Source organism: Acidovorax sp. IB03, assembly GCF_016406015.1.
Taxonomy (GTDB): Bacteria; Pseudomonadota; Gammaproteobacteria; order Burkholderiales; family Burkholderiaceae_C; genus Acidovorax; species Acidovorax temperans.
This window is the reverse complement of the sequence record NZ_JAEFCH010000014.1, coordinates 1-20,509: the sequence shown is the minus strand read 5'-3', so window position 1 is coordinate 20,509 and position 20,509 is coordinate 1. Positions and strand designations below refer to the sequence as shown.

The window sequence follows — 20,509 nt, the reverse complement described above, 5'->3', positions numbered from 1 at the left end:
ACTTCGCCTGCAGGAACCCGCCCGGCCGCGGCCAGGTGCTGGGCGGCGCGGTTTCTGGCCCGCGTTTGATCTTGATCATGCGCGCGGCATGACCGCAGTCAATCCCAGCGCCTACCATGGGGCCCGCAAAAAAAGGAGTGCCCCATGGGTTTGACGGTGGAAGTTCTGAACGATCTGGAGGCCAGCAACCTCCAGGCTGCATCGCAGGCAGCCTTGATGGAAAACAACGCGATTGCGCTGATCGAATTGCTTGAAATGCTGTGGAGCTGCAACCTGGAAGGCGCCAACACGGTGATCGACGCCGTGCTGCAGCGCCTGCTGCAGTTGCGCGCCGCGCGCTGAAGCCCAGCCGCCCCGCAGCGTGTGGCCGGGTGCACCCCCGGCCAGAGTGCCGATAATGGCCCCATGCCACGCACCAGCCAGCACCTGCACCCCTCCCGCCAGCCCGTGAGCCCCCTGCACGCAGCCACCGTGCTGCTGCTGCGCGATGCCTCGCCGGGCGGCGATCTTGAAGTTTTGATGACCCGGCGCTCTGGCAAAGCCAGCTTTGCGCCGGGGGCGTATGTCTTCCCCGGCGGGGGCATTGACGAGGCAGACCGCCTGGCCCACCCGGTGGCCGACCGGCGCCCCACGCAAAGCGACGAACACCTCACCCAGGCCATTGCGGCCATTCGCGAGAGCTTTGAAGAGCTGGGCATTTTGCTGGCGCGCCATGCCAGCGGCCCCCGCCAAGGCCAGATGGCCGACGCGCAAGACATTGCCGCGCTGGACCGCCACCAGCCCTTTGCCGAGCAATGCAGCGCCCGCGGCCTGCGCCTGGCCGCCGACAGCGTGTTCCTGCTGGCCCACTGGACGGCCGACCGCGACCTGCCCCGGCGCTTTGCCGTGCCCTTCCTGGTGGCGCGCATGCCCGAGGGGCAAGAGCCCGTGGCCGACGAAACCGAGCAGTTTGAGCCCGTGTGGGTGCGCCCGGCCGACGCACTGGCGCGGCACGAGGCAGGCCAGTTCTTCATGATCTTCCCGACCATCCGCACCCTGCAGTGGCTGGCCCGCTTTGCCAATACCGACGCCGTGCTGGCCGCCCTGGCGCACGAAAAGCCGCTGTGGACCAGCTGCCCCCGCGCCGGGCTGCTGGGCGGCAAGGAAGCGCACTACATGGAAGGCGATGCCCCCTTCGGCGAACTGGCCCTGGTGTGCCCCGACGGCCAGATCGCGCACCCGCTGGACTGGCAGAGCGAGCGGCCCGTGCCGCTGCTCAAGAACGTGCAGCGCCTCACCGCCCCCAATTCGGGCGTGATGACCGGCCCCGGCACCAACAGCTACCTGGTGGGTGAGCCGGGCACCGGCTTCATCGCCATCGACCCCGGCCCGGCCGACCCCGACCACCTGGAAAAGCTGTGGCGCGCTGCGGGCGGCGATATCCGCATGATCGTGTGCACCCACTCGCATCCCGACCATTCCCCTGGTGCAGCCCCGCTGCAAGCGATGTGCGAACGCGCGGGCCGGGCCAAGCCGCCCATTTTGGGCCTGCCATCGGCCCCCACCGCGCGGGTGGTGAGCCAGTTCACGCCCGACAGGGCGCTACAAAATAATGAGCTGCTGGCGCTTTCTGGTAAAGCGCTGGAGGGCGAAATCACCCATACCCTGCAAGTGGTGCACACCCCCGGCCACGCAGCCAACCACCTGTGCCTGATCCTGCGCGAAGACGGCCTGCTGTTCAGCGGGGACCACATCCTCAACGGCAGCACCACCGTGATCGACCCGCCCGACGGCAACATGGCCGACTACCTCGACTCGCTCGACCGGCTCGATGCCCTGTGCGCCGAACACGACGTGCAATTCATCCTGCCCGCACACGGCTATGTGCTGGACAATGCGCGGGGCGCCATCGCGCAGCTCAAAGCCCACCGCCTGGCGCGCGAAGCGAAAGTGCTGGCCGCCATGCAAGCCCTGCCCGACGGCACGCCCGAAGACTGGGTGCGCCACGCCTACAGCGATGTGCCCCCGCGCATGTGGCCCGTGGCCCAGCGTTCGCTGCTGGCCCATGTCGAGCGCATCCGCACCCTGCCACCCGGCAACAATTGACCCCTGCCCCCTCCACAAGAAAAACGAGCCCCGCCTCCATGACCGCACCGAATCCCGATCCCAACCACATCCGCCTGGCCAAGCGGGTGGCCGAGCAGTTGAACTGCTCGCGCAGCACCGCAGAACAGTTCATCGAGGGCGGCTTTGTGAGCGTGGACGGGCAGCTGGAAGAAGCCCCCGGCGCGCGCGTGCGCCCGGACCAGGTCGTCACCGTAGCGCCCGACGCCAGCCTGCTGGAGCTGACGCCGGTCACGCTGCTGCTGCACAAGCCCGTGGGCTTTGAAGCGGGCCTGGGCCTGCCGCAGGGCGCTGCTGCCCACGGCAGCCGCAGCCAGGGCGCAGCGCAGGCCATCACGCTGCTGAGCGCCGCATCGCACCTGCCTGAAGACGCCAGCGGCATCCGTGTGCTGCAGCGCCACTTCAAGCAGCAGGAATGTTTCACACCGCTGCCCACCGAAGCCAGCGGCCTGGTGGTCTACACGCAAGACAAGCGCATCGCGCGCAAACTGGTGGAAGACATTGAGTCGCTGGAGCAGGAGTGCATCGTCGAGGTGGCGGGCGAGATTGCGCCCAACGGGCTGCAGCGCCTGTGCCACGGCCTGTCGTTCAACGGGCGGCCACTGCCCCCCATCAAGGTGAGTTGGCAAAACGAGACCAAACTGCGCTTTGCCTTGAAGGGCATCCGCCCCGGCCAGATTCCGGCCATGTGCGAGGCTGTGGGCCTGCGCGTGCTGGGCATCAAGCGCATCCGCATCGGGCGGGTGCCGCTGGCCAAGGTGCCTGAAGGGCAGTGGCGCTACCTGCAGCCCTGGGAAAAGTTCTGACTGCGCCCACCCCAGAGCTACCAAAACCATAGCTGCCAGCGCTTGCCACGATTGCGCCAAAGGCACTTTTCGCTTCAAACAAACCCCTCCTGGTCGGCTGCTAAACTGCGCCCACAAAAGGGAGGGAGAGAATGCACCACAACACCCAAGGCGGCGCTGCAGAACAGCCGTCGGTTTTCATGTCTCAGAACATTGAGGCGTATCCGATGGAATTCACCGGCAGCGGCGGTGAGTACTTCCGGGTCTGGATCGTGAACGTGCTGCTGGGCATCGTCACGCTGGGGTTCTACACCCCCTGGGCGCGCCGGCGCACCGCCATGTATTTCTACGGCCACAGCCTGGTCGCCCACAGCCCGCTCGAATTCACGGCGCAGCAGCGCAAGATGGTGCTGGGCTTCGTGCTGCTGGCCCTCATTTCCATCGCCTACCAAATTGCCGCCAAAACGGGGCAGGACCTGGCCGTGGGACTGATGCTGCTGGCCGGCGCCGCGCTGGCCCCCTACCTGTGGGCCAGCGCCATGCGTTTTCGGCTGGGGGCCACGCGCTGGAAGGGGCTGCGGCTGCAGTTTTCTGCCAGCTGGAAAGAGGTGTACCTGGCCAGCTGGCCCGTGTTTGCCCTGGCGCTGGTGTGGTTTGGTGTTTTCTTTGGCATGCAGATCCTCTCGCCCGAACTGGCCCAGGCCCTCGATGGCCCGGCCGCCAGCGGTGCCCCCAAGGTCAAGCCGCAGTTCACCGCCCCCATGGGCACCCTGCTGGGCCTGGGGCTGCTGCTGTCCATCCTGTGCTTTATCCGACTCGAATACAACTACAAAAGCCTGCTGGTGCTGCGTGCCCGCCTGGGCAACGAGCACGGGCGCTGGAAGCCTGTGTACACCGATTTCGTGAAGGTATGGCTGGCCACCGTGGCAGTGTTCATTGCCTGCGTGCTGGTGGTGTGGCTGGCCGTGACGGCGCTGGCCGGTGGCTCCATCGCCATGCTGCTGATGAGCAAGGGCGCGGGCAAGGGCAACATCTTCTGGATCATCGTGATTGCCATCGTGGGCGTCATCGGCTTCTTCTTTCTGCTGCTGCTCGCATCGGCCCCCGCCCGCGCCTACCGCGAGGCGCGCATGTTCCAGCTGCTGTGGAACAACATCGGCGTGAGCCAGATCGCGCGCTTCAAGTGCAACCTGCGCGCCGGCCGTTTTGTGCGGCTGCGCCTGAAGAACATGGTGCTGACGCTGCTGACCCTGGGCTTTTACCGCCCTTTCGCACGGGTGAGCGAATACCGCATGAAGCTCGAATCGGTCACCCTGCACATCAAGGGCGGGGCCGACCAGGTGGCAGGCGTGCTGGTGCGCCAGCAAGAAGGTGGCCTGGGCGATGCGCTGGCCGACGCCGCTGGCCTGGACCTGATCGGCTGACGCATGACCCCCACCGCAGGCCCAGAGGCCGCAGCCCCCATGCTGCCCGCCCGCTGGTTTGATGGGCTCAGCAGCAAGCCACGCCCCGTGATGGTGGTGCTGCAGGCCGGGGCCAAGGGGCCTTCACTGCTGCTGCACCCCTTGAACGAACCGGGCGCTGCGCCCCAGGTGTTCACCCACGCCCAGGTGGGCTGGCCCGAGGCCTGGAGCGACCGCCGCCCCCAGCGCCGTGTGGTGGTGGACCTGCGCGAGCGCGGCAGCCTGGAGGTGGACGCCGTGGCCGCGTGGTACAGCGCCTGGGCGGCTGCGGGCGCCAGGCCCGGCGTGGCCCAGCGCATGCAAACGCGCTGGCCCTTGCTGCTGGGCGCGGTGGCGGTGTCCGTCGTGGCACTGGGTCTGTTCTACCGCTATGGCACCCCGTGGGCAGCGGCGCAGCTCACGCGCTGGGTGCCCCTGGGGTGGGAAACGCGCCTGTCCGGCGACTTGCTGCAGCGCCTGGACGACGGCTTCCTCAAGCCCAGCAAGCTGCCCGCCGAGCGGCGCGCCCAGCTCAACGCACGCTTTGCAGCCCTGGCCCAGCAAGCCCCCCACGCCGCCCAGCGCTACGCCAGTTACCGGCCGCCGCTCAAGCTGGAGTTCCGCTCTGGCATGCCTGCCAATGCCTTTGCCCTGCCGGGCGGCACGGTGGTGATGACAGACGCCATCGTCCAGGCTGCGGCCGACAAGGGCATCAGCGACGACGCCCTGGTGGGCGTGCTGGCCCACGAGATCGGCCACGTGGTGCACCGCCACGGCATGCGCATGGTGGTGGAACAAGGCGTGCTGAACATGGGCCTGGGGCTGGCCTTGGGCGATGTGTCGGGCGTGGTGTCCTCCGGGGCCACCTTGCTCACCAGCCGCGCCTACAGCCGCAGCCACGAGCGCGAGGCCGACTGCTACGCCATCGCCCTCATGGGCCGTGCATCGCTGCCCACGGCACCCATGGGCCAGTTGCTGCTGGCGATTGCGCACGATGAGGAAGACGAAGCCCACAAGCCCAAGGGCACCAAGCCTGCTGAATCGACCGCCCCTGCCGCCGAGCCGGCCTCTGCCCCCAAGGCCAAGGACAAAGCGGCCACCCCACGGGAATCGAGCCCGGTGTGGTCGCTGCTCGCCTCCCACCCCGATACCGTGCAGCGCGCCACCGAGCTGCAGCAAGGGCACGCGCCGCATTGCGCGCGTTGAGCGTATTGAGCGCGCCCAAGCAAAAGGGCCGGACCGCGTTGGCAGTCCAGCCCTTGAAAATAAAGTGTGAAGCGCGCCGATAAGCCGGATTCTGTGCACCACGGTTGCCCGCAGTGTGACCGCCATTAATCTGGGCCGGGTGTCGCCACCACGGCTCGGTGCTACCTACCCGCCAGCTCTCCCCGCGGATCCACAAGGTCGAGAGAGGTCGCCCTGCTCCCGTGGCTGGCCTACTTGGTATTGCTGCGCGTAGAGATTGCCCGTTTCACCCCCAGTGGTCTACCTTGCGGCACTCCCCTGGGACTCGTCTCTGTTGCTCTGATCCTCACCTCACGGTGGGCAGCCATTAGCTGCTACGCTGTCCTGTGCAGTCCGGACGTTCCTCCAGTGCCTGGTTTCCCAGATTGCACCAGCGGCGGTCTGGCGTGCTTCACGGCGCTGATTATCCCAGAGCATGGCGTGCGCTGCGCCGAGGGCATTGAAAATAGATGCTCCACCAGCCACCAACGAGCCATGACAGAACCCACCCACTTCGACACCGGCGCCCGCGAATGGGACCAGCGCCCCACCTCACTGCAACTGGCCGCCGTGCCCCCGCGCCTGCTGGCACAGGTTCCCTTCGCCGCCACCGACCGCGTGCTGGACTTTGGCGCAGGCACCGGTCTGCTGGCGACCGCCATCGCCCCGCATGTGGCGCATGTCACCGCGCTGGACAGCTCCGGCCCCATGCTGCAGGTGCTGCGCGAAAAGGGTTTTGCCAACATCACCACGCTGCTGCGGGACATCTTCGACGGCCTGCCCGAGCGCTACGACGCCATCGTGAGCTGCATGGCCATGCACCATGTGCCGGACACGCGCGCCCTCATGCAGGCCTTTGCTGACGCGCTCCAGCCCGGCGGCCGCATCGCGCTGGTGGACCTGTATGCCGAGGACGGCAGCTTCCACGGCGACAACGCGGCCAAGGGCGTGCACCACTTCGGCTTTGCACCCGATGCACTGCAGGCGCTGGCCGAGCAGGCGGGGCTGAAGGGCATTGCATTCACCGAAGTGCTGCGCGTGCACCGCTCCAATGGGCGCGAATACCCGCTTTTCCTGATGACAGGGCACAAGCCCTGAGCCGGCACGCTCATCAAAAACCATAGCGCCTGCCGCTTTCTGCGCGGGCGCTGGACGGTTTTTTGGCACCCAATCCGCATCTTTTTGCAGCGGCATATCCACATGCCCAGGCAGGCAGAACAAGTGGTTCAGAATGTGCGTCACCTTTTCACCCCCCTTCTCCAGGAGACGCCATGAGAGTCGAGAACATTCTGCAAACTATCGGCAACACGCCCCACGTTCGCATCAACCGCCTGTTTGGCCCGTCGGCCAACGTGTGGGTGAAGTCCGAGCGCAGCAACCCCGGTGGCTCGGTCAAGGACCGCATTGCGCTGGCCATGGTGGAAGACGCAGAAAAATCGGGTGCGCTGCAGCCCGGCGGCACCATCATCGAGCCCACCTCAGGCAACACGGGCATTGGCCTGGCCCTGGTGGCCGCCGTCAAGGGCTACAAGCTGATTCTGGTGATGCCCGACAGCATGAGCATCGAGCGCCGCCGCCTGATGCTGGCCTACGGCGCGCAGTTTGACCTGACACCCCGCGAAAAGGGCATGAAGGGCGCCATCGCCCGTGCCCAGGAACTGCAGGCACAAACCCCCGGCGCGTGGATTCCGCAGCAATTTGAAAACCCCGCCAACATCGACATCCACGTGCGCACCACCGCCCAGGAAATCCTGGCCGACTTCCCCGATGGGCTGGACGCGCTCATCACCGGCGTGGGCACGGGCGGCCACCTCTCGGGCACCGCCCGCGTGCTCAAGGCCAAGTTCCCACAGCTCAAGGTGTTCGCGGTCGAGCCCACGGCATCGCCCGTGATCTCGGGCGGCGCACCGGCACCCCACCCCATCCAGGGCATTGGCGCGGGCTTCATCCCCAAGAACCTGGACACCAGCCTGCTGGACGGCGTGATCCAGGTCGATGCAGAACCCGCTCGCGAATACGCCCGCCGCTGCGCGCGCGAAGAGGGCATGCTGGTGGGCATCTCCTCGGGGGCGACGCTCGCGGCCATCGCGCAAAAGCTGCCCGAGCTGCCCGCTGGCGCCAAGGTGCTGGGTTTCAACTACGACACGGGCGAGCGCTACCTGTCGGTCGAGGGCTTCCTGCCCGCGTGATACCGCTCACGGTGCAGCAACGCACCTGAATGACCAGGGCCCTGCGGGGCCTTTGGTTTTTGCGCCACGGCAGCACACCGCCACGGCCAGCCGTCCTACACGGGTAGAGCCCCGTGGCTTCAACAATCGTTTGCACCCCTTGGGATTCCCGTAGCGCGATTCAACCCAGGGGCTTGTTCACAACGATTTGTTCACCCATGGCCACCCCACCCTCCCTGCCGATTGCGTTCAAGGTGCTCACCGTGAATGTGCACAAAGGCTTCACCACCTTCAACCGTCGCTTCATGCTGCACGAGCTGCGCGAGGCCGTGCGCGGTGTGGCGGCAGACCTGGTGTTTTTGCAAGAGGTGCAAGGCAGCCACCAGCGCCATGCGCAGCGCGTGGCCAATTTTCCGCAGGTGCCGCATTACGAATTTCTGGCCGACACGATCTGGTCGCAATACGCCTACGGGCGCAACGCGGTGTATGACAACGGCGACCACGGCAACGCCCTGCTGTCGAAGTTTCCCATCACGCATTACGAAAATCACGACATCTCCATCCGGGGGCCGGAGCGGCGCGGCATGCTGCATTGCGTCCTGCAGCCGCCGGGCCACCACCTGCCGGTGCATGCGGTGTGCGTGCACCTGGGGCTGCAGGAATCGCACCGCCAGCAGCAGTTGCAGCGCGTGTGCGATCTGATCAACGGCTTTCCGGCCGACGAGCCCGTGGTGCTGGCGGGCGATTTCAACGACTGGCGCCAACGCGCCCATGCCGTGCTGCAGCGCGAAGCCGGTTTGGAGGAAGTGTTCGTCCACGCATTCGGCCGTGCGGTACGCACCTTTCCGGCATCGATGCCGCTGCTGGCGCTGGACCGCATTTACGTGCGCAACGCCGCCGTGCACGCGCCGCTGGAGCTGCCCCGCAAACCCTGGGACCAACTCTCGGACCACGCCCCACTGGCAGCGGAGATTCTGCTATGACCCGCCCCTTCTTTGCACCGCGCTCCTCCCGCTGGGTGCCGGGCAACCACTTCGAGTTGCTGGAGAACGGCGAGGAGTTCTTCCCCCGCGTGTTCGATGCGATTGCCAACGCCCGGCACGAGGTGATGCTGGAGACCTTCATCCTGTTTGAAGACAAGATAGGCCAGCAACTGCACGCAGCGCTGCTGGGCGCCGCGCAACGTGGCGTGGAAGTGCACGTGCTGGTGGACGGCTTTGGCTCGCCCGACCTGTCTGAACAGTTCGTGGGCAGCCTGGTGGCCGCCGGAGTGCATTTCCGCATTTTTGACCCGGGGCGGCGCATTCTGGGCCAGCGGCTGAACGTGCTGCGGCGCATGCACCGCAAGATCGTGGTGGTGGATGGGCAGCTGGGCTTCATCGGCGGCATCAACTACTCGGCCGACCACGTGGCCGAATTCGGCCCCGAGGCCAAGCAGGACTACGCCGTACAGGTGCGCGGCCCCGTGGTGGCCCACTTGCACCACTTCACGCGCCAAGCCGTGCTGCCCAAGGCAGAACGCCAGCGCGCCCGGCAGGCGGGCGTGCTGGGGCGCCCCCACGCGGGCACGGCGCACGCCATGTTCGTCACCCGCGACAACCAACAGCACACCAATGACATTGAGCGCCACTACCGCGTGGCCCTGCGTGCCGCGCGCAGCCGCGTGGTGATTGCCAATGCCTACTTCTTTCCGGGCTACCGCTTCATTCGGGAAATGCGCCGCGCAGCCAAGCGCGGTGTGGATGTGCGGTTGATCCTGCAGGGCCAGCCCGACATGCCCATCGTGCGCACGGCCGCGTCGCTGCTCTATGACCACCTGTTGCGCGCCGGGGTGCGCATTTACGAATACTGCGACCGCCCTCTGCACGGCAAGGTGGCGCTGGTGGACGAGGCCTGGGCCACCGTGGGGTCCAGCAACCTCGATCCGCTGAGCCTGTCGCTGAACCTGGAGGCCAACGTCATCATCCAGGACCGCGCCTTCAACGCGCAGCTGCACCGCCGCCTGTCGCACCTCATGAACCACAGCTGCCGCCAGGTGCAAGCTTCGCCCTCGGGGCCGTGGGAGGGGCTGCGCCTGCTGCGCAGCTATGTGGTGTTCCACCTCATGCGCTGGTTCCCCACCTGGGCCGGATGGCTGCCCCGCCATGAGCCGGTCATCACCAAGGCCAAAGCCGGTCCAGCCGCTGAGCCCACGCGCCATGCAACCCGCAGCCCTGCCTGAACTGCACCCGCAGCACGAGCTGCGGCACGGCTGGCGCAGCCTTGCGCAACGCCCGTGGTGGCCCTGGCTGACACGCGGGGCTGCCGCGGCATTCTTTGTGCTTGTGGCCGGGTTGCTGTTTCGCCAGGCCCGCACGGTGGACTGGCCCGCCGTGCTGCAGGCGTTGCGTGCCCTGCCCCCGGGCACCCTCGCCGTGGCCGGTGCGCTGGCGCTGGCCAGCCACTGCCTGTATGGCACGTTTGACCTGGTGGCGCGCCACTGCTGCGGGCACCACCTGCGGCGCAGCACCACGCTGGACATTGCCATGACCAGCTATGCCTTCACACTGAACCTGGGCTCGCTCGTGGGAGGGGTGGGCGTGCGCTACCGGCTCTATGCGCGGCGCGGGGTGGATGCGGGCACCATCGGCCAGGTGGTGGGCACCAGCGTATTGACCAACTGGGTAGGCTACCTGCTGCTGGCTGCCGTGCTGCCTTGGCTGTGGGCACCGCCGCCTCTGGCAGGCTGGAGTGCACCCGCATGGCAATGGCGCCTGGGCGGCGCCTTGCTGGGCTGCATTCCACTGGCTTACGGTGTGGTGTGTGCGCTGCGCGCGGGGCGTGCCCTCACGCTGCGGGGCCACGCGTTTGCACTGCCCCGCTGGCCCGTAGCCTTGTGGCAAATGGCTGCGTCGGCCGGCAACTGGATGCTGATGGGTGCCGCGCTGTGGGCCACGCTGCAGGCGCAGGTGAGTTACCCCGCTGCCTTGGCTACCGTGCTGCTGGGCGCCGTGGCGGGGCTGGTGCTGCGGGTTCCCGCGGGCCTGGGGGTACTGGAAGCCGTGGGCGTTGCCCTGCTGACCAGCCCCAGCCTGGGGCAGGACAAGGTGCTGGCTGCCCTGCTCGCCTACCGTGCGCTGTATTACTTCGTGCCCCTGGTGCTGGCGTCGCTGGCCCTGGGTGCAGCAGAACTGCGCTGGCGCCACAGTGCAGCAGCTTCTGCCAAAAATTAGGGTAAATCGGCCTGTAGCGCTTACTACACAAGCGCTTGCAGCTATCAATTTTGAATCAGTGCATTCACCATGGGCGGGCGCCGCACGGTTTGGCGGTGCGCAGGAAGGCCACCCCCGGTAAAATCACGGCCCCTCGACTTTGCCTGCCGCCCGATCGACACGGGCCCGCAAAACCATGATCCGACTCTCTGAAATCCGGCTGCCCTTCACGGTGGCCGAGGCCCCCGAGGCGCCCCTGCGCGCTGCCGTTTCGCAACTGCTGGGCCTGCCGGCCTCCGACATCGCGCACATCCACGTTTTCAAGCGCAGCTTTGACGCCCGCAAGGCCGACCTGCTGGCCGTCTACATCGTCGATGTCACGCTGACCCAGCCCGAGCGCGAAGCCGCGCTGCTCGCCAGGTTCGCCAGCAACCCGCACATCCAGCCCACGCCTGACATGGCCTGGCACCCGGTGGGCCAGGCGCCTGCCGACCTGCCCCTGCGCCCGGTGGTGGTGGGCTTTGGCCCCTGCGGCATCTTTGCCGCGCTGGTGCTGGCGCAGATGGGCTTCAAGCCCATCGTGCTGGAGCGTGGCAAGACCGTGCGCGAGCGCACGAAGGACACCTGGGGCCTGTGGCGCAAGCGCGCGCTCAACCCCGAGAGCAACGTGCAGTTTGGCGAGGGTGGCGCTGGCACCTTCTCGGACGGCAAGCTCTACAGCCAGATCAAGGACCCGCGCCACCTGGGCCGCAAGGTGATGAACGAGTTCGTCAAAGCCGGTGCACCCGAAGAAATTTTGTACGTCGCCCACCCGCACATCGGCACCTTCAAGCTGGTGAAGGTGGTGGAAAACCTGCGCGAGCAGATCATTGCGCTGGGCGGCGAAATCCGCTTCGAGCAGCGCGTGACGGACGTCATCGTGGAAGGCACTGGCGATAAACGCCACCTGCGCGGCCTCAAGGTGCTGAACCAGGCGACGGGCGAAACCACCGAGCTCGCTGCCTCCCATGTGGTGATGGCGCTGGGCCACAGCTCGCGAGACACCTTTGCCATGCTGTACGAGCGCGGCGTGGCCATGGAAGCCAAGCCGTTTTCCATCGGCTTTCGCATCGAGCACCCGCAAAGCGTCATCGACCGCGCCCGCTGGGGCCGCCACGCGGGCCACCCGCTGCTGGGCGCGGCCGACTACAAGCTGGTGCACCACGCACAAAACGGCCGTGCGGTCTACAGCTTCTGCATGTGCCCCGGAGGCACGGTGGTGGCCGCCACCAGCGAGCCGAACCGCGTGGTGACCAACGGTATGAGCCAGTACTCACGCAACGAACGCAACGCCAACGCTGGCATGGTGGTGGGCATTGACCCGCGCGACTATCCGCACGACCCCGCTGCGTTCGAGGCCCACCTGGGCCAGACCTATGGCGTGGAGGCGCTGCCTGCCGGGCAGTTCCACCCACTGTCGGGCAGCGTGCTGCAGCGCCAGCTCGAGTCCAACGCCTTTGTGCTGGGCGGGCGCGACTACAGCGCGCCGGGCCAGCTGGTGGGCGAATTCATCGCGGGCAAGCCGTCCACCCAACTGGGCGGGGTGGAGCCCTCGTACAAGCCCGGCGTGGCCCTGGGTGACCTGCACGCCGCCCTGCCCGGCTACGCCATCGAGGCCATGCGCGAAGCCCTGCCCGCGTTTGGGCGCAAGATCAAGGGCTTTGACATGCACGACGCGGTGCTGACGGGGGTGGAAACACGCACGTCCTCGCCGCTCAAGATCCCGCGGGGCGATAACCTGCAAAGCCTGAATACCGCCGGCCTGTACCCGGCGGGTGAAGGCGCCAGCTACGCGGGCGGCATCTTGTCGGCCGGTGTGGATGGCATCAAGGTGGGTGAGGCCGTGGCGCGCAGTCTGCTGGGCACAGGTGCCGCATGACAGTCGCGCCCCTGCAACGCCCCAGCAAGGCGCAGTTTGCCGCCGCAGCGCTGGCCATGGCGGTGGTGGTGCTGGCCTCCAACATCCTGGTGCAGTTCCCCATCAACGACTGGCTGACCTGGGGCGCCATCACCTACCCGGTGGCCTTCTTGGTGAGCGAGCTGGTCAACCGTGCCCATGGGCCAGCACAGGCCCGGCGCGTGGCCTGGGTGGGGTTTGCCGCAGCCGTAGCGGCATCGCTGGTGCTGGCACCCGCGCGCATTGCCGTAGCCTCAGGCACCGCCTTTTTGCTGTCGCAATGGCTGGACATTGGTGTGTTTGACCGGTTGCGGCATGCCACTTGGTGGCGCGCTCCGCTGGTGGCCACCTTGCTGGCTGCGGTGCTGGACACCGCCGTGTTCTGGAGCATTGCCTTTGCGGGCACCGAGGACCCCTGGGTGACCTGGGCACTGGGCGACCTGGCCGTGAAGCTGGCACTGGGCGTGGCGCTGCTGCTGCCGTTTCGCCTGTTCATCGGCCGGCAGCTGGCACAGCGCGCCGCCTGACGCCGTGGCGCGGCCGCACCGCGCCCCCTCCTGACTTGCATCAACCCGCGCGCCGGGCAGCGCGCAACACTTGGGGTCTGCGCGCATCTCGCTGAAGTGGCCTTCGGCGGATTGCTCCCGCGCTTTCACAAACCGGAGTTGTTCCATGTCTTCCAGCGCGCCCAGTGCAACCCCCGCAGCCCCTTCGGGCAGTCTCTCCAAACGGCTCGGCCTGGTCGGCGCGGTGCTCGCGCTGATACTGGTGCTGGCGCTGCCCACCCCGGCGGGCTTGCCCTTGGCGGGGCAGACGATGCTGGCCATCCTGGCCTTCGCCGTGATCGTGTGGATGACCGAGGCGCTCGAATATTCGGCAAGCGCGGTGGTGATTGCTGCGCTGATGGTGTTTTTGCTGGCCTATGCGCCCAGCGTGGCCAAGCCCGACGGGCCGGACATGGGCACCGGCGCGGCGCTGAACCTCGCGCTTTCGGGCTTTGCCAACAGTGCCGTGGCACTTGTGGCAGCTGCGTGCTTTATCGCATCGGCCATGACGGCCACCGGGCTTGATCGGCGCATTGCGCTCACGGTGCTGTCGAAAGTAGGGGCCAAGACGCACCACATCGTGATCGGCGCCATGGTGGTGGGCTTTCTGTTGTCGTTCATCGTGCCCAGCACCACGGCCCGCGTGGCCTGCCTCATGCCGATCATGATGGGCTTCGTGCTCGCCTTCAAGGTGGACCGCAAGAGCCGCTTTGCCGCCCTGCTGGTCATCACCACGGCGCAAACCGCCAGCATCTGGAACGTGGGCATCAAGACGGCTGCCGCACAAAACATGGTGGCCATCGGCTTCATCGAAAAGCAGCTGGGCGCCCAGATCACCTGGGGTGAATGGTTTGTGGCAGCGGCCCCGTTTGCCGGGCTGATGACGGTGGCGCTGTTCTTCATCATGACGCGCATGATGGAGCCCGAGATGAAGGAAATTGCTGGCGGGCAGGAAGCCATTCGCCAGCAACTGGCCGAACTCGGCCCCATGACGCTGAACCAGTGGAAGCTGCTGGCGGTGGTGCTGGTGCTGCTGGGGTTCTGGTCCACCGAAAAGGTGCTGCACAACTTTGACACCACTTCCACCACCATCGCCGCCGTGGCGCTGATGCTGTTCCCACGCATCGGCGTGATGGACTGGAAGCAGTCGCAAAAGGGCTTCCCCTGGGGCACCGTGGTGCTGTTTGCCGTGGGCATCAGCGTGGGGTCTGCGCTGCTGCAGACCAAGGCCGCTGGCTGGCTGGCGCAGCTCATTGTGAGCAACCTTGGCCTGCAAATGGCCTCGGCCTTCGTGATTCTGATGCTGCTGTCGGCCTTCCTGATCGTCATCCACCTGGGCTTCGCCAGCGCCACGGCCCTGGCGTCCACCATGATCCCGATCGTCATCAGCGTGCTGTCCACCGTGCAAACGCCGGGCATCAACATCGTGGGCATGACGATGATCCTGCAGTTCGTGGTGAGCTTCGGCTTCATCCTGCCGGTGAACGCACCGCAGAACATGATTGCCTACGGCACCGACACCTTCGAGGCGCGCGACTTCGTGCGCACCGGCATCGTGATCACGCTGGCGGCGGTGGTTCTGCTGGTGGTGTTTGCGCTGACCTACTGGCCCTGGCTGGGGCTGATGGTGACCCGCGCCTGATGCGCCCCTATCACCGCAGCGCCTTTAGTACACCTGCCGCAGCGGGCAGGCGGAAGGCCTCTACCAAACCTGCCAGCTGCTGCGCCTGCACTCGCAAGCCCTGCGCAGCGGCGGAGGACTCCTCCACCAGCGCGGCATTCTGCTGGGTCATCTGGTCAAGCTGCGACACGGCTTCGCTCACCTGGCTCAGGCCCGTGGTCTGTTAGCGGGCGGCAGTGCTGATCTCGCCAATGATCGTGGCCACCTGCTGCACCGATTGGACAATCTCGCCCATGGTGCCGCCCGCAGCGTGGACCAGTTGGGTGCCTTCGTCCACCTGCCGCACGCTGTCGCTGATCAACCCACCGATCTCCTTGGCCGCCGTGGCCGAGCGCTGCGCCAGGCTGCGCACCTCGCTGGCCACCACGGCAAAGCCCCGGCCTTGCTCACCGGCCCGCGCCGCTTCAACCGCCGCATTCAGTGCCAGGATATTGGTCTGGAACGCAATACCGTCAATCACGCTGGTGATGTCCGCAATGCGGCGCGACGACAGTGCGATACCGTCCATGGTGCCCACCACACGGTCCACAGCGTCACGGCCGCGCTGGGCAACGCTGCTGGCATCCGTGGCCAGGGTGTTGGCCTGTACAGCCGCATCAGCACTGTGCCGCACGGTGGCCAGGAGTTCCTCCATGCTCGCAGCGATCTCTTCAAGGTTGGAGGCCGTCTGCTCGGTACGCGCCGACAGATCGCTGTTGCCTGCAGCTATCTCGCTGCTGGCGCCCGCTACCGACGTACTGGCCTGGCGCATGCCCACCACCAACTCCGCCAGGCGCGCCTGCATGCCCGCTAGGCGCGCCAACAGGGCACGCAGTTCGTCCCGGCTGCCCGTTTGCGGCTCGGGCACAGCCGAGGTGAGGTCACCTTCGGCAATGCGATCGGTCACTTCGGAGGCATGAGCCAGAGGCCGCAGAATGGAACGCGACAGCAGCCAAGCGCAGGCCAGACTGAGCAACAGGCCCACCAGCGAGCCCGCCGCCAGCAGCGTGTGCCTTGGCGTTCGCTGCGCGCGGCGGCCTCACGGGCCTCTGCCACGCGCTGGCGCTGGAATTCGGCCAGCTTGTTCACCGCTGCCGCATAGGCATCAGCCGCAGGCCGCAGCTGGTTGGCAATGGCGTCTGGCGGCAAAGCCTCGCCCGCCTTGCGGCGCTTTACGAGGTCATCCCGCGCCGTGCGAAAGCCATTGCCAGCCTTGTCGATGGCGTCGAACAGCGCCTGAGACTCCGCATCTGCTGCCAGCTCGTCCAGGCGCTTGCGCACTTCAGAGGAACGGACCGAGGTGGTTTTGCGGTCGGCTTCGATGCGCGCGGCGTAAGCTGGGTTGTCGATCTCTAACAGCGTTTCCGCGCGGGCGGAGCTGGGCACCACGATCGCGTGCAGTTAACGCGCCAGCAACGCGCGCTCGGACGATGCACCGCCCAGGTCATCCGCAATGTCCTGCAAGCCCGCCAGTCGCCAGATGCCTACCGCTGCCGACAGGGACATGACGAGACAGACCACTCCAAAAGCCAGGGCCAAGCGGACTGCAACACGTGCGTGGGAGATAGATATAGGGTTCTCGTGAGGAGGAAATGACAATCGCGGCCTTACCGGTGCGGCCGCTACCGAAGTGATATCGACAAATGGTGACGAACCCTTGAACGAACCGACACCAGCTTGCCACTGCGCGCGCGAGAGCAGCCCCAAAACAAAAAAGCCGCCGCAGTACCAGACTGCGGCGGCCTTGAGGGCCGAGAAGGCGTTGCGCCGGTCGTTATTGCTGCTGCGCGTTTTGCAGGGCGGCAATGCGCTCTTCAATGGGTGGGTGGGTGCTGAACAGCTTGCCAATGCTACCGACAATGCCCATGGCGGCCACGCTCTTGGGCAGTTCGCCGGGGTGCATGCCGCCCAGGCGGGCCAGGGCGTTGATCATGGGCTGGCGGCGGCCCATCAGCTGGGCTGCACCGGCGTCGGCGCGGAATTCCCGCTGGCGACTGAACCAGGCCACGATGATCGCAGCCAGGAAGCCAAGCACGATGTCGAGCACGATGGTGGTCACGTAGTAACCGATGCCGGGGCCGGAGCTTTCCTCGTCGTTCTTGCGCAGGAAGCTGTCCACTGCATAGCCAATGACGCGCGACAGGAACACCACGAAGGTGTTCATCACACCCTGGATCAGCGTCATGGTCACCATGTCGCCGTTGGCGATGTGGGCCACTTCGTGGCCGATCACGGCCTCGATTTCTTCGCGGGTCATGCCTTGCAGCAGGCCTGTGGACACGGCCACCAGGGCCGAGTTCTTGAACGCGCCCGTGGCAAAGGCATTGGGGTCGCCTTCAAAGATGCCGACTTCGGGCATGCCGATGCCCGCCTTGTCGGCAAACTTGCGCACGGTCTCGACGATCCAGCGCTCGTCGGGCGAGCCGGAGCCGTCGATCACGCGCACGCCCGAGGTCCACTTGGCCATGGGCTTGCTGATGAGCAGCGAGATGATGGCGCCGCCAAAGCCCATGACCAGCGCGAAGCCCAGCAGCGCGCCCAGGTTCAGGCCGTTGGCGGTGAGATAGCGGTTTACACCCAGCAGGCTGGCCACCACCCCAAGCACCAGCACGACGGCCAGGTTGGTCAATACAAATAACAAGATCCGTTTCATGTTCTCTCCGTGGGGTCAACAACAAGTGTTTGTTCGCTCATGTGGGGGCTGGTTCCGTGCAGTTCAAGCATGGATGGCAGGATTGCCGGCCCGCCGCCCCTTCATGGACGCGATTGCATCGCGCTATGGTAGGGGCAAACTCACTGCAGGGCTTATCACACAGGCCATGGCGGGAATTACGCCGCCTGCCCAGGATGTGGCCCTGGCTGGTGTCTGCTCACCGGGGCGGGCGAAACACCTGGGCGTCTGCGTAAAACTCCGGCGCTTCGTTGCCCGGCCACCAGCCGGGCACCCCCAGCACCGGCAGGGGTGCGAAAGGCTTGGCATCCCAGGGCTGGGGCTGCATGGCCTGCGCCAGCCAGCCATCCAAAGCAGCTATGGATTTTATAGCTTGCGGCGCTTGATAGACGTGCGCTACCATCGGTTTTCGTGGTGAAACCAGCTTTTCCAGCAGGGCGTGGCCGAACAGCAACAGCCGGGCCTCGGCCCACAAAGGGCGCAGCTCGATGAAAAGGCGCTGCCAGTCCCGCGCGCGCAGGGCCTGCCACAGCGCAGCGGGCGCTTGCAGCAGGGCCCCGTTTTCATCAAACACCGTGAGCGCGTCACGCAGCGGGCCGCGCACCGCGCCCACGCCGTCTTGCGCAATCGCCTGGGCCTGCAGTTCGTTGATGCGCCGCTTGGCCTGCGGAAATTCCAGCCACACCAGGCCGTTGAAAAAATCGTGCAGGTTGTCGCGCGTGGGCACGCAGCGGGTGTCCCAGATGAATTGTTCGTAGGCCTGCCCCTCGGGCAGATCGCTCTGGGGCACAAAACGCACCGGCGCGGGGGCGGCTGAAAGCGCGGCATGCACTGGCACACCGGCCGCTTGCAGCGCAGCCGCCAGAGGCTCTCCCCGGGTCTGCCAGGGCTGCAGCCAGGGGGCAGCCCAGTCGATGCGCTCTACACCAGGCGCCACGGCAACGCTTCGCCAGCGCGCAGGGGCTTGAGGTTGGCCTCGCCAAACACAAAGCTTTCGGGCGGCGTCCACGACTCGCGGCGCAGGGTGATGGTGCCGGTGTTGCGCGGCAGGTCGTAGAAGTCGGGGCCGTGGAAGCTGGCAAAGCCCTCGAGCTTGTCGAGCGCGCCCGCGTTGTCAAACGCCTCGGCATACATCTCCATGGCGGCGTGCGCGGTGTAGCAGCCTGCGCAGCCGGTGGCGTGTTCCTTGAGGTGTGCAGGGTGCGGGGCGCTGTCGGTACCCAGGAAGAACTTGTGGCTGCCGCTGGTGGCGGCCTGCACCAGGGCCACACGGTGCGTTTCGCGCTTGAGCACGGGCAGGCAGTAGTAATGGGGGCGCACGCCGCCCACAAAGATGGCGTTGCGGTTGTAGAGCAGGTGGTGCGCGGTAATGGTGGCGGCCGTGTAGCGGTCGGCCTCGGCCACGTAGTCGGCAGCGTCTTTGGTGGTGATGTGCTCGAAGACGATCTTCAATTCGGGAAAGTCGCGGCGCAGCGGGATGAGCTGCTGCTCAATGAAGACGGCCTCGCGGTCAAACAGGTCGATGTCGCTGCTGGTCACTTCGCCGTGCACCAAGAGCAGCATGCCTGCCTTCTGCATGGCTTCGAGGGTCTTGTAGGTTTTGCGGATGTCGGTCACGCCCGCATCGCTGTTGGTGGTGGCACCGGCGGGGTAGAGCTTGCAGGCGACCACACCAGCGGCCTTGGCGCGCGCGATTTCTTCGGGCGGCAGGTTGTCGGTGAGGTACAGCGTCATCAGCGGCTCAAAGCTCACACCTGCGGGCACGGCGGCCAGAATGCGCTGCTTGTAGGCCAGGGCCTGCTCGGCCGTGGTGACCGGCGGGCGCAGGTTGGGCATGATGATGGCACGGCCAAACTGGGCGGCCGTGTGGGGCACGACGGTGTGCAGGGGTTCGCCGTCGCGCACATGCAGATGCCAGTCGTCAGGGCGGGTGATGGTGAGGGTGTGGGGTGCTGCAGTCATGGGCTCCATTGTCCCATTGCCTCCAGCCCTGCCACAGCCTTCTGTAGAATTGCTATGTTTTTCATAGCTGCCTGCGCTTTACATACGGGCGCTAGAGCCATAAATCACTTCAAACCCAAGAAGCGCACACAGCGATTGGCCTCTATTGCCCGAGGCCTTGAGACACTGTGCCCGGAGCGTGATGGAAGCCGGCCTTGACCGTCGCACCCCGATCTCGACGACCCACACCGCACCTGTCCACATAAAAAAAGGCACCCGAGGGCCAATGCCAGTCAGTTAAGAGCTGACTGGCATTTTTTTCGTTGGGAATTTGGAAGCGCGTTTTTTGACGACCCTTGGGAAGCTGCGCCCAGTGCGGCGTGGCGGCAGCACGAAGTGTCGCGATTGCGCCAACAGGGCTGCCAACTGCTTGGGCAAGGTGCCGGCAGAGTCCAGGCTGGGGACCGCCAGTAAGTTCACGATGGCGTAGCTGGCTGTGTGGAAGCTGATGCGCTGGGGCTCGACCTGGACGTGCGCTGCCATCTCGCGCATCCAGCGGCGCAGCAGCGTGTAGGCGATCAGCACACCCCACAGCTCCTGGCGCACCAGCGCGGGCTGCTTGCTGCGCAGCACCGGCTCACCTTCCTGCAGGGTCTGCTTGATCTCCCGGAACCCCAACTCGATCTCCCAGCGCTGGTGGTAGAGCTCGGCCAGCTCCTGCGCCGGATGCGTGCGGGGACACAGCAAGGATGTGATGAAGCGGCGCAGCCGTCCACCCACGCTCACCTCGATCAGGCGTGCCTGCCAGTGGCTGGGCAGATGCGGGTGTGCCTTGCGCGCTTG

Annotated in this window: 17 protein-coding genes, 1 other RNA gene and 1 pseudogene; 13 read left to right on the top strand and 6 right to left on the bottom strand. The window is 66.4% G+C overall.

What is annotated here, in order from left to right; genetic code table 11:
* Positions 1-144: 144 nt before the first annotated feature.
* The 5 genes from IHV84_RS09965 (at position 145) to IHV84_RS09945 (ending at position 5,536) form a co-directional block, all read left to right on the top strand.
* The gene (locus tag IHV84_RS09965) at positions 145-342 is read left to right on the top strand and encodes a hypothetical protein (RefSeq protein ID WP_044397721.1); all 198 of its coding nucleotides are present in this window, start codon (positions 145-147) and stop codon (positions 340-342) included.
* Positions 343-405: 63 nt separating this feature from the next.
* On the top strand, positions 406-2,085 hold the full coding sequence (locus IHV84_RS09960) for an MBL fold metallo-hydrolase (protein ID WP_198846744.1): 1,680 nt from the start codon (positions 406-408) through the stop codon (positions 2,083-2,085).
* A 38-nt stretch (positions 2,086-2,123) separates the two neighbouring features.
* The gene (locus IHV84_RS09955) at positions 2,124-2,909 is read left to right on the top strand and encodes an rRNA pseudouridine synthase (protein ID WP_198846743.1); all 786 of its coding nucleotides are present in this window, start codon (positions 2,124-2,126) and stop codon (positions 2,907-2,909) included.
* Between the two features lie 131 nt (positions 2,910-3,040).
* Positions 3,041-4,312 carry a YjgN family protein gene (locus IHV84_RS09950; RefSeq protein ID WP_044397727.1) on the top strand — a complete coding sequence of 424 codons (1,272 nt, stop codon included), beginning with the start codon at positions 3,041-3,043 and terminating at the stop codon, positions 4,310-4,312.
* 3 nt (positions 4,313-4,315) lie between these two features.
* The gene (locus IHV84_RS09945; protein WP_198846742.1) at positions 4,316-5,536 is read left to right on the top strand and encodes a M48 family metallopeptidase; all 1,221 of its coding nucleotides are present in this window, start codon (positions 4,316-4,318) and stop codon (positions 5,534-5,536) included.
* Between the two features lie 64 nt (positions 5,537-5,600).
* On the opposite strand, the gene rnpB is transcribed toward IHV84_RS09945, so the two are convergent.
* Positions 5,601-5,968: RNase P RNA component class A (rnpB, locus tag IHV84_RS09940), an RNA gene on the bottom strand.
* An 81-nt stretch (positions 5,969-6,049) separates the two neighbouring features.
* On the opposite strand from rnpB, the gene IHV84_RS09935 reads away from it, so the two are divergent.
* From IHV84_RS09935 to IHV84_RS09900, 8 genes are all read left to right on the top strand, one after another.
* On the top strand, positions 6,050-6,652 hold the full coding sequence (locus tag IHV84_RS09935; protein WP_198846741.1) for a class I SAM-dependent methyltransferase: 603 nt from the start codon (positions 6,050-6,052) through the stop codon (positions 6,650-6,652).
* A 173-nt stretch (positions 6,653-6,825) separates the two neighbouring features.
* Complete coding sequence (cysK, locus tag IHV84_RS09930) at positions 6,826-7,743, top strand: cysteine synthase A (protein WP_066691378.1); 918 nt, start codon at positions 6,826-6,828, stop codon at positions 7,741-7,743.
* Between the two features lie 197 nt (positions 7,744-7,940).
* Complete coding sequence (locus tag IHV84_RS09925; RefSeq protein WP_198846740.1) at positions 7,941-8,705, top strand: endonuclease/exonuclease/phosphatase family protein; 765 nt, start codon at positions 7,941-7,943, stop codon at positions 8,703-8,705.
* Positions 8,702-9,943, top strand: a complete 1,242-nt coding sequence (gene clsB, locus IHV84_RS09920) for a cardiolipin synthase ClsB (RefSeq protein WP_198846739.1) — start codon at positions 8,702-8,704, stop codon at positions 9,941-9,943. Before IHV84_RS09925 ends, clsB begins: the two co-directional genes overlap by 4 nt.
* Positions 9,921-10,934, top strand: a complete 1,014-nt coding sequence (locus tag IHV84_RS09915) for a lysylphosphatidylglycerol synthase domain-containing protein (protein WP_198846738.1) — start codon at positions 9,921-9,923, stop codon at positions 10,932-10,934. The genes clsB and IHV84_RS09915 overlap by 23 nt, the downstream gene beginning before the upstream one ends.
* A gap of 175 nt (positions 10,935-11,109) precedes the next feature.
* Complete coding sequence (locus IHV84_RS09910; RefSeq protein WP_198846737.1) at positions 11,110-12,831, top strand: NAD(P)/FAD-dependent oxidoreductase; 1,722 nt, start codon at positions 11,110-11,112, stop codon at positions 12,829-12,831.
* The gene (locus tag IHV84_RS09905; protein ID WP_198846736.1) at positions 12,828-13,376 is read left to right on the top strand and encodes a VUT family protein; all 549 of its coding nucleotides are present in this window, start codon (positions 12,828-12,830) and stop codon (positions 13,374-13,376) included. Before IHV84_RS09910 ends, IHV84_RS09905 begins: the two co-directional genes overlap by 4 nt.
* Before the next feature lie 145 nt (positions 13,377-13,521).
* Positions 13,522-15,036, top strand: a complete 1,515-nt coding sequence (locus tag IHV84_RS09900; protein ID WP_198846735.1) for a DASS family sodium-coupled anion symporter — start codon at positions 13,522-13,524, stop codon at positions 15,034-15,036.
* 10 nt (positions 15,037-15,046) lie between these two features.
* Here IHV84_RS09900 and IHV84_RS20675 read toward each other — a convergent pair.
* From IHV84_RS20675 to IHV84_RS09875, 5 genes and pseudogenes are all read right to left on the bottom strand, one after another.
* Positions 15,047-16,626: pseudogene (locus tag IHV84_RS20675) on the bottom strand (methyl-accepting chemotaxis protein).
* Positions 16,627-16,828: 202 nt separating this feature from the next.
* Complete coding sequence (htpX, locus tag IHV84_RS09890; RefSeq protein WP_198846734.1) at positions 16,829-17,707, bottom strand: protease HtpX; 879 nt, start codon at positions 17,705-17,707, stop codon at positions 16,829-16,831.
* A 217-nt stretch (positions 17,708-17,924) separates the two neighbouring features.
* The gene (locus IHV84_RS09885) at positions 17,925-18,662 is read right to left on the bottom strand and encodes a DUF3025 domain-containing protein (protein WP_240485308.1); all 738 of its coding nucleotides are present in this window, start codon (positions 18,660-18,662) and stop codon (positions 17,925-17,927) included.
* Positions 18,647-19,687: a dihydroorotase gene (pyrC, locus tag IHV84_RS09880; RefSeq protein ID WP_198846733.1), complete on the bottom strand. Its 1,041-nt coding sequence runs from the start codon at positions 19,685-19,687 to the stop codon at positions 18,647-18,649. Before pyrC ends, IHV84_RS09885 begins: the two co-directional genes overlap by 16 nt.
* A 276-nt stretch (positions 19,688-19,963) precedes the next feature.
* On the bottom strand, positions 19,964-20,509 hold a 546-nt coding region (locus IHV84_RS09875; RefSeq protein WP_198846732.1), incomplete at its 5' end, for a transposase.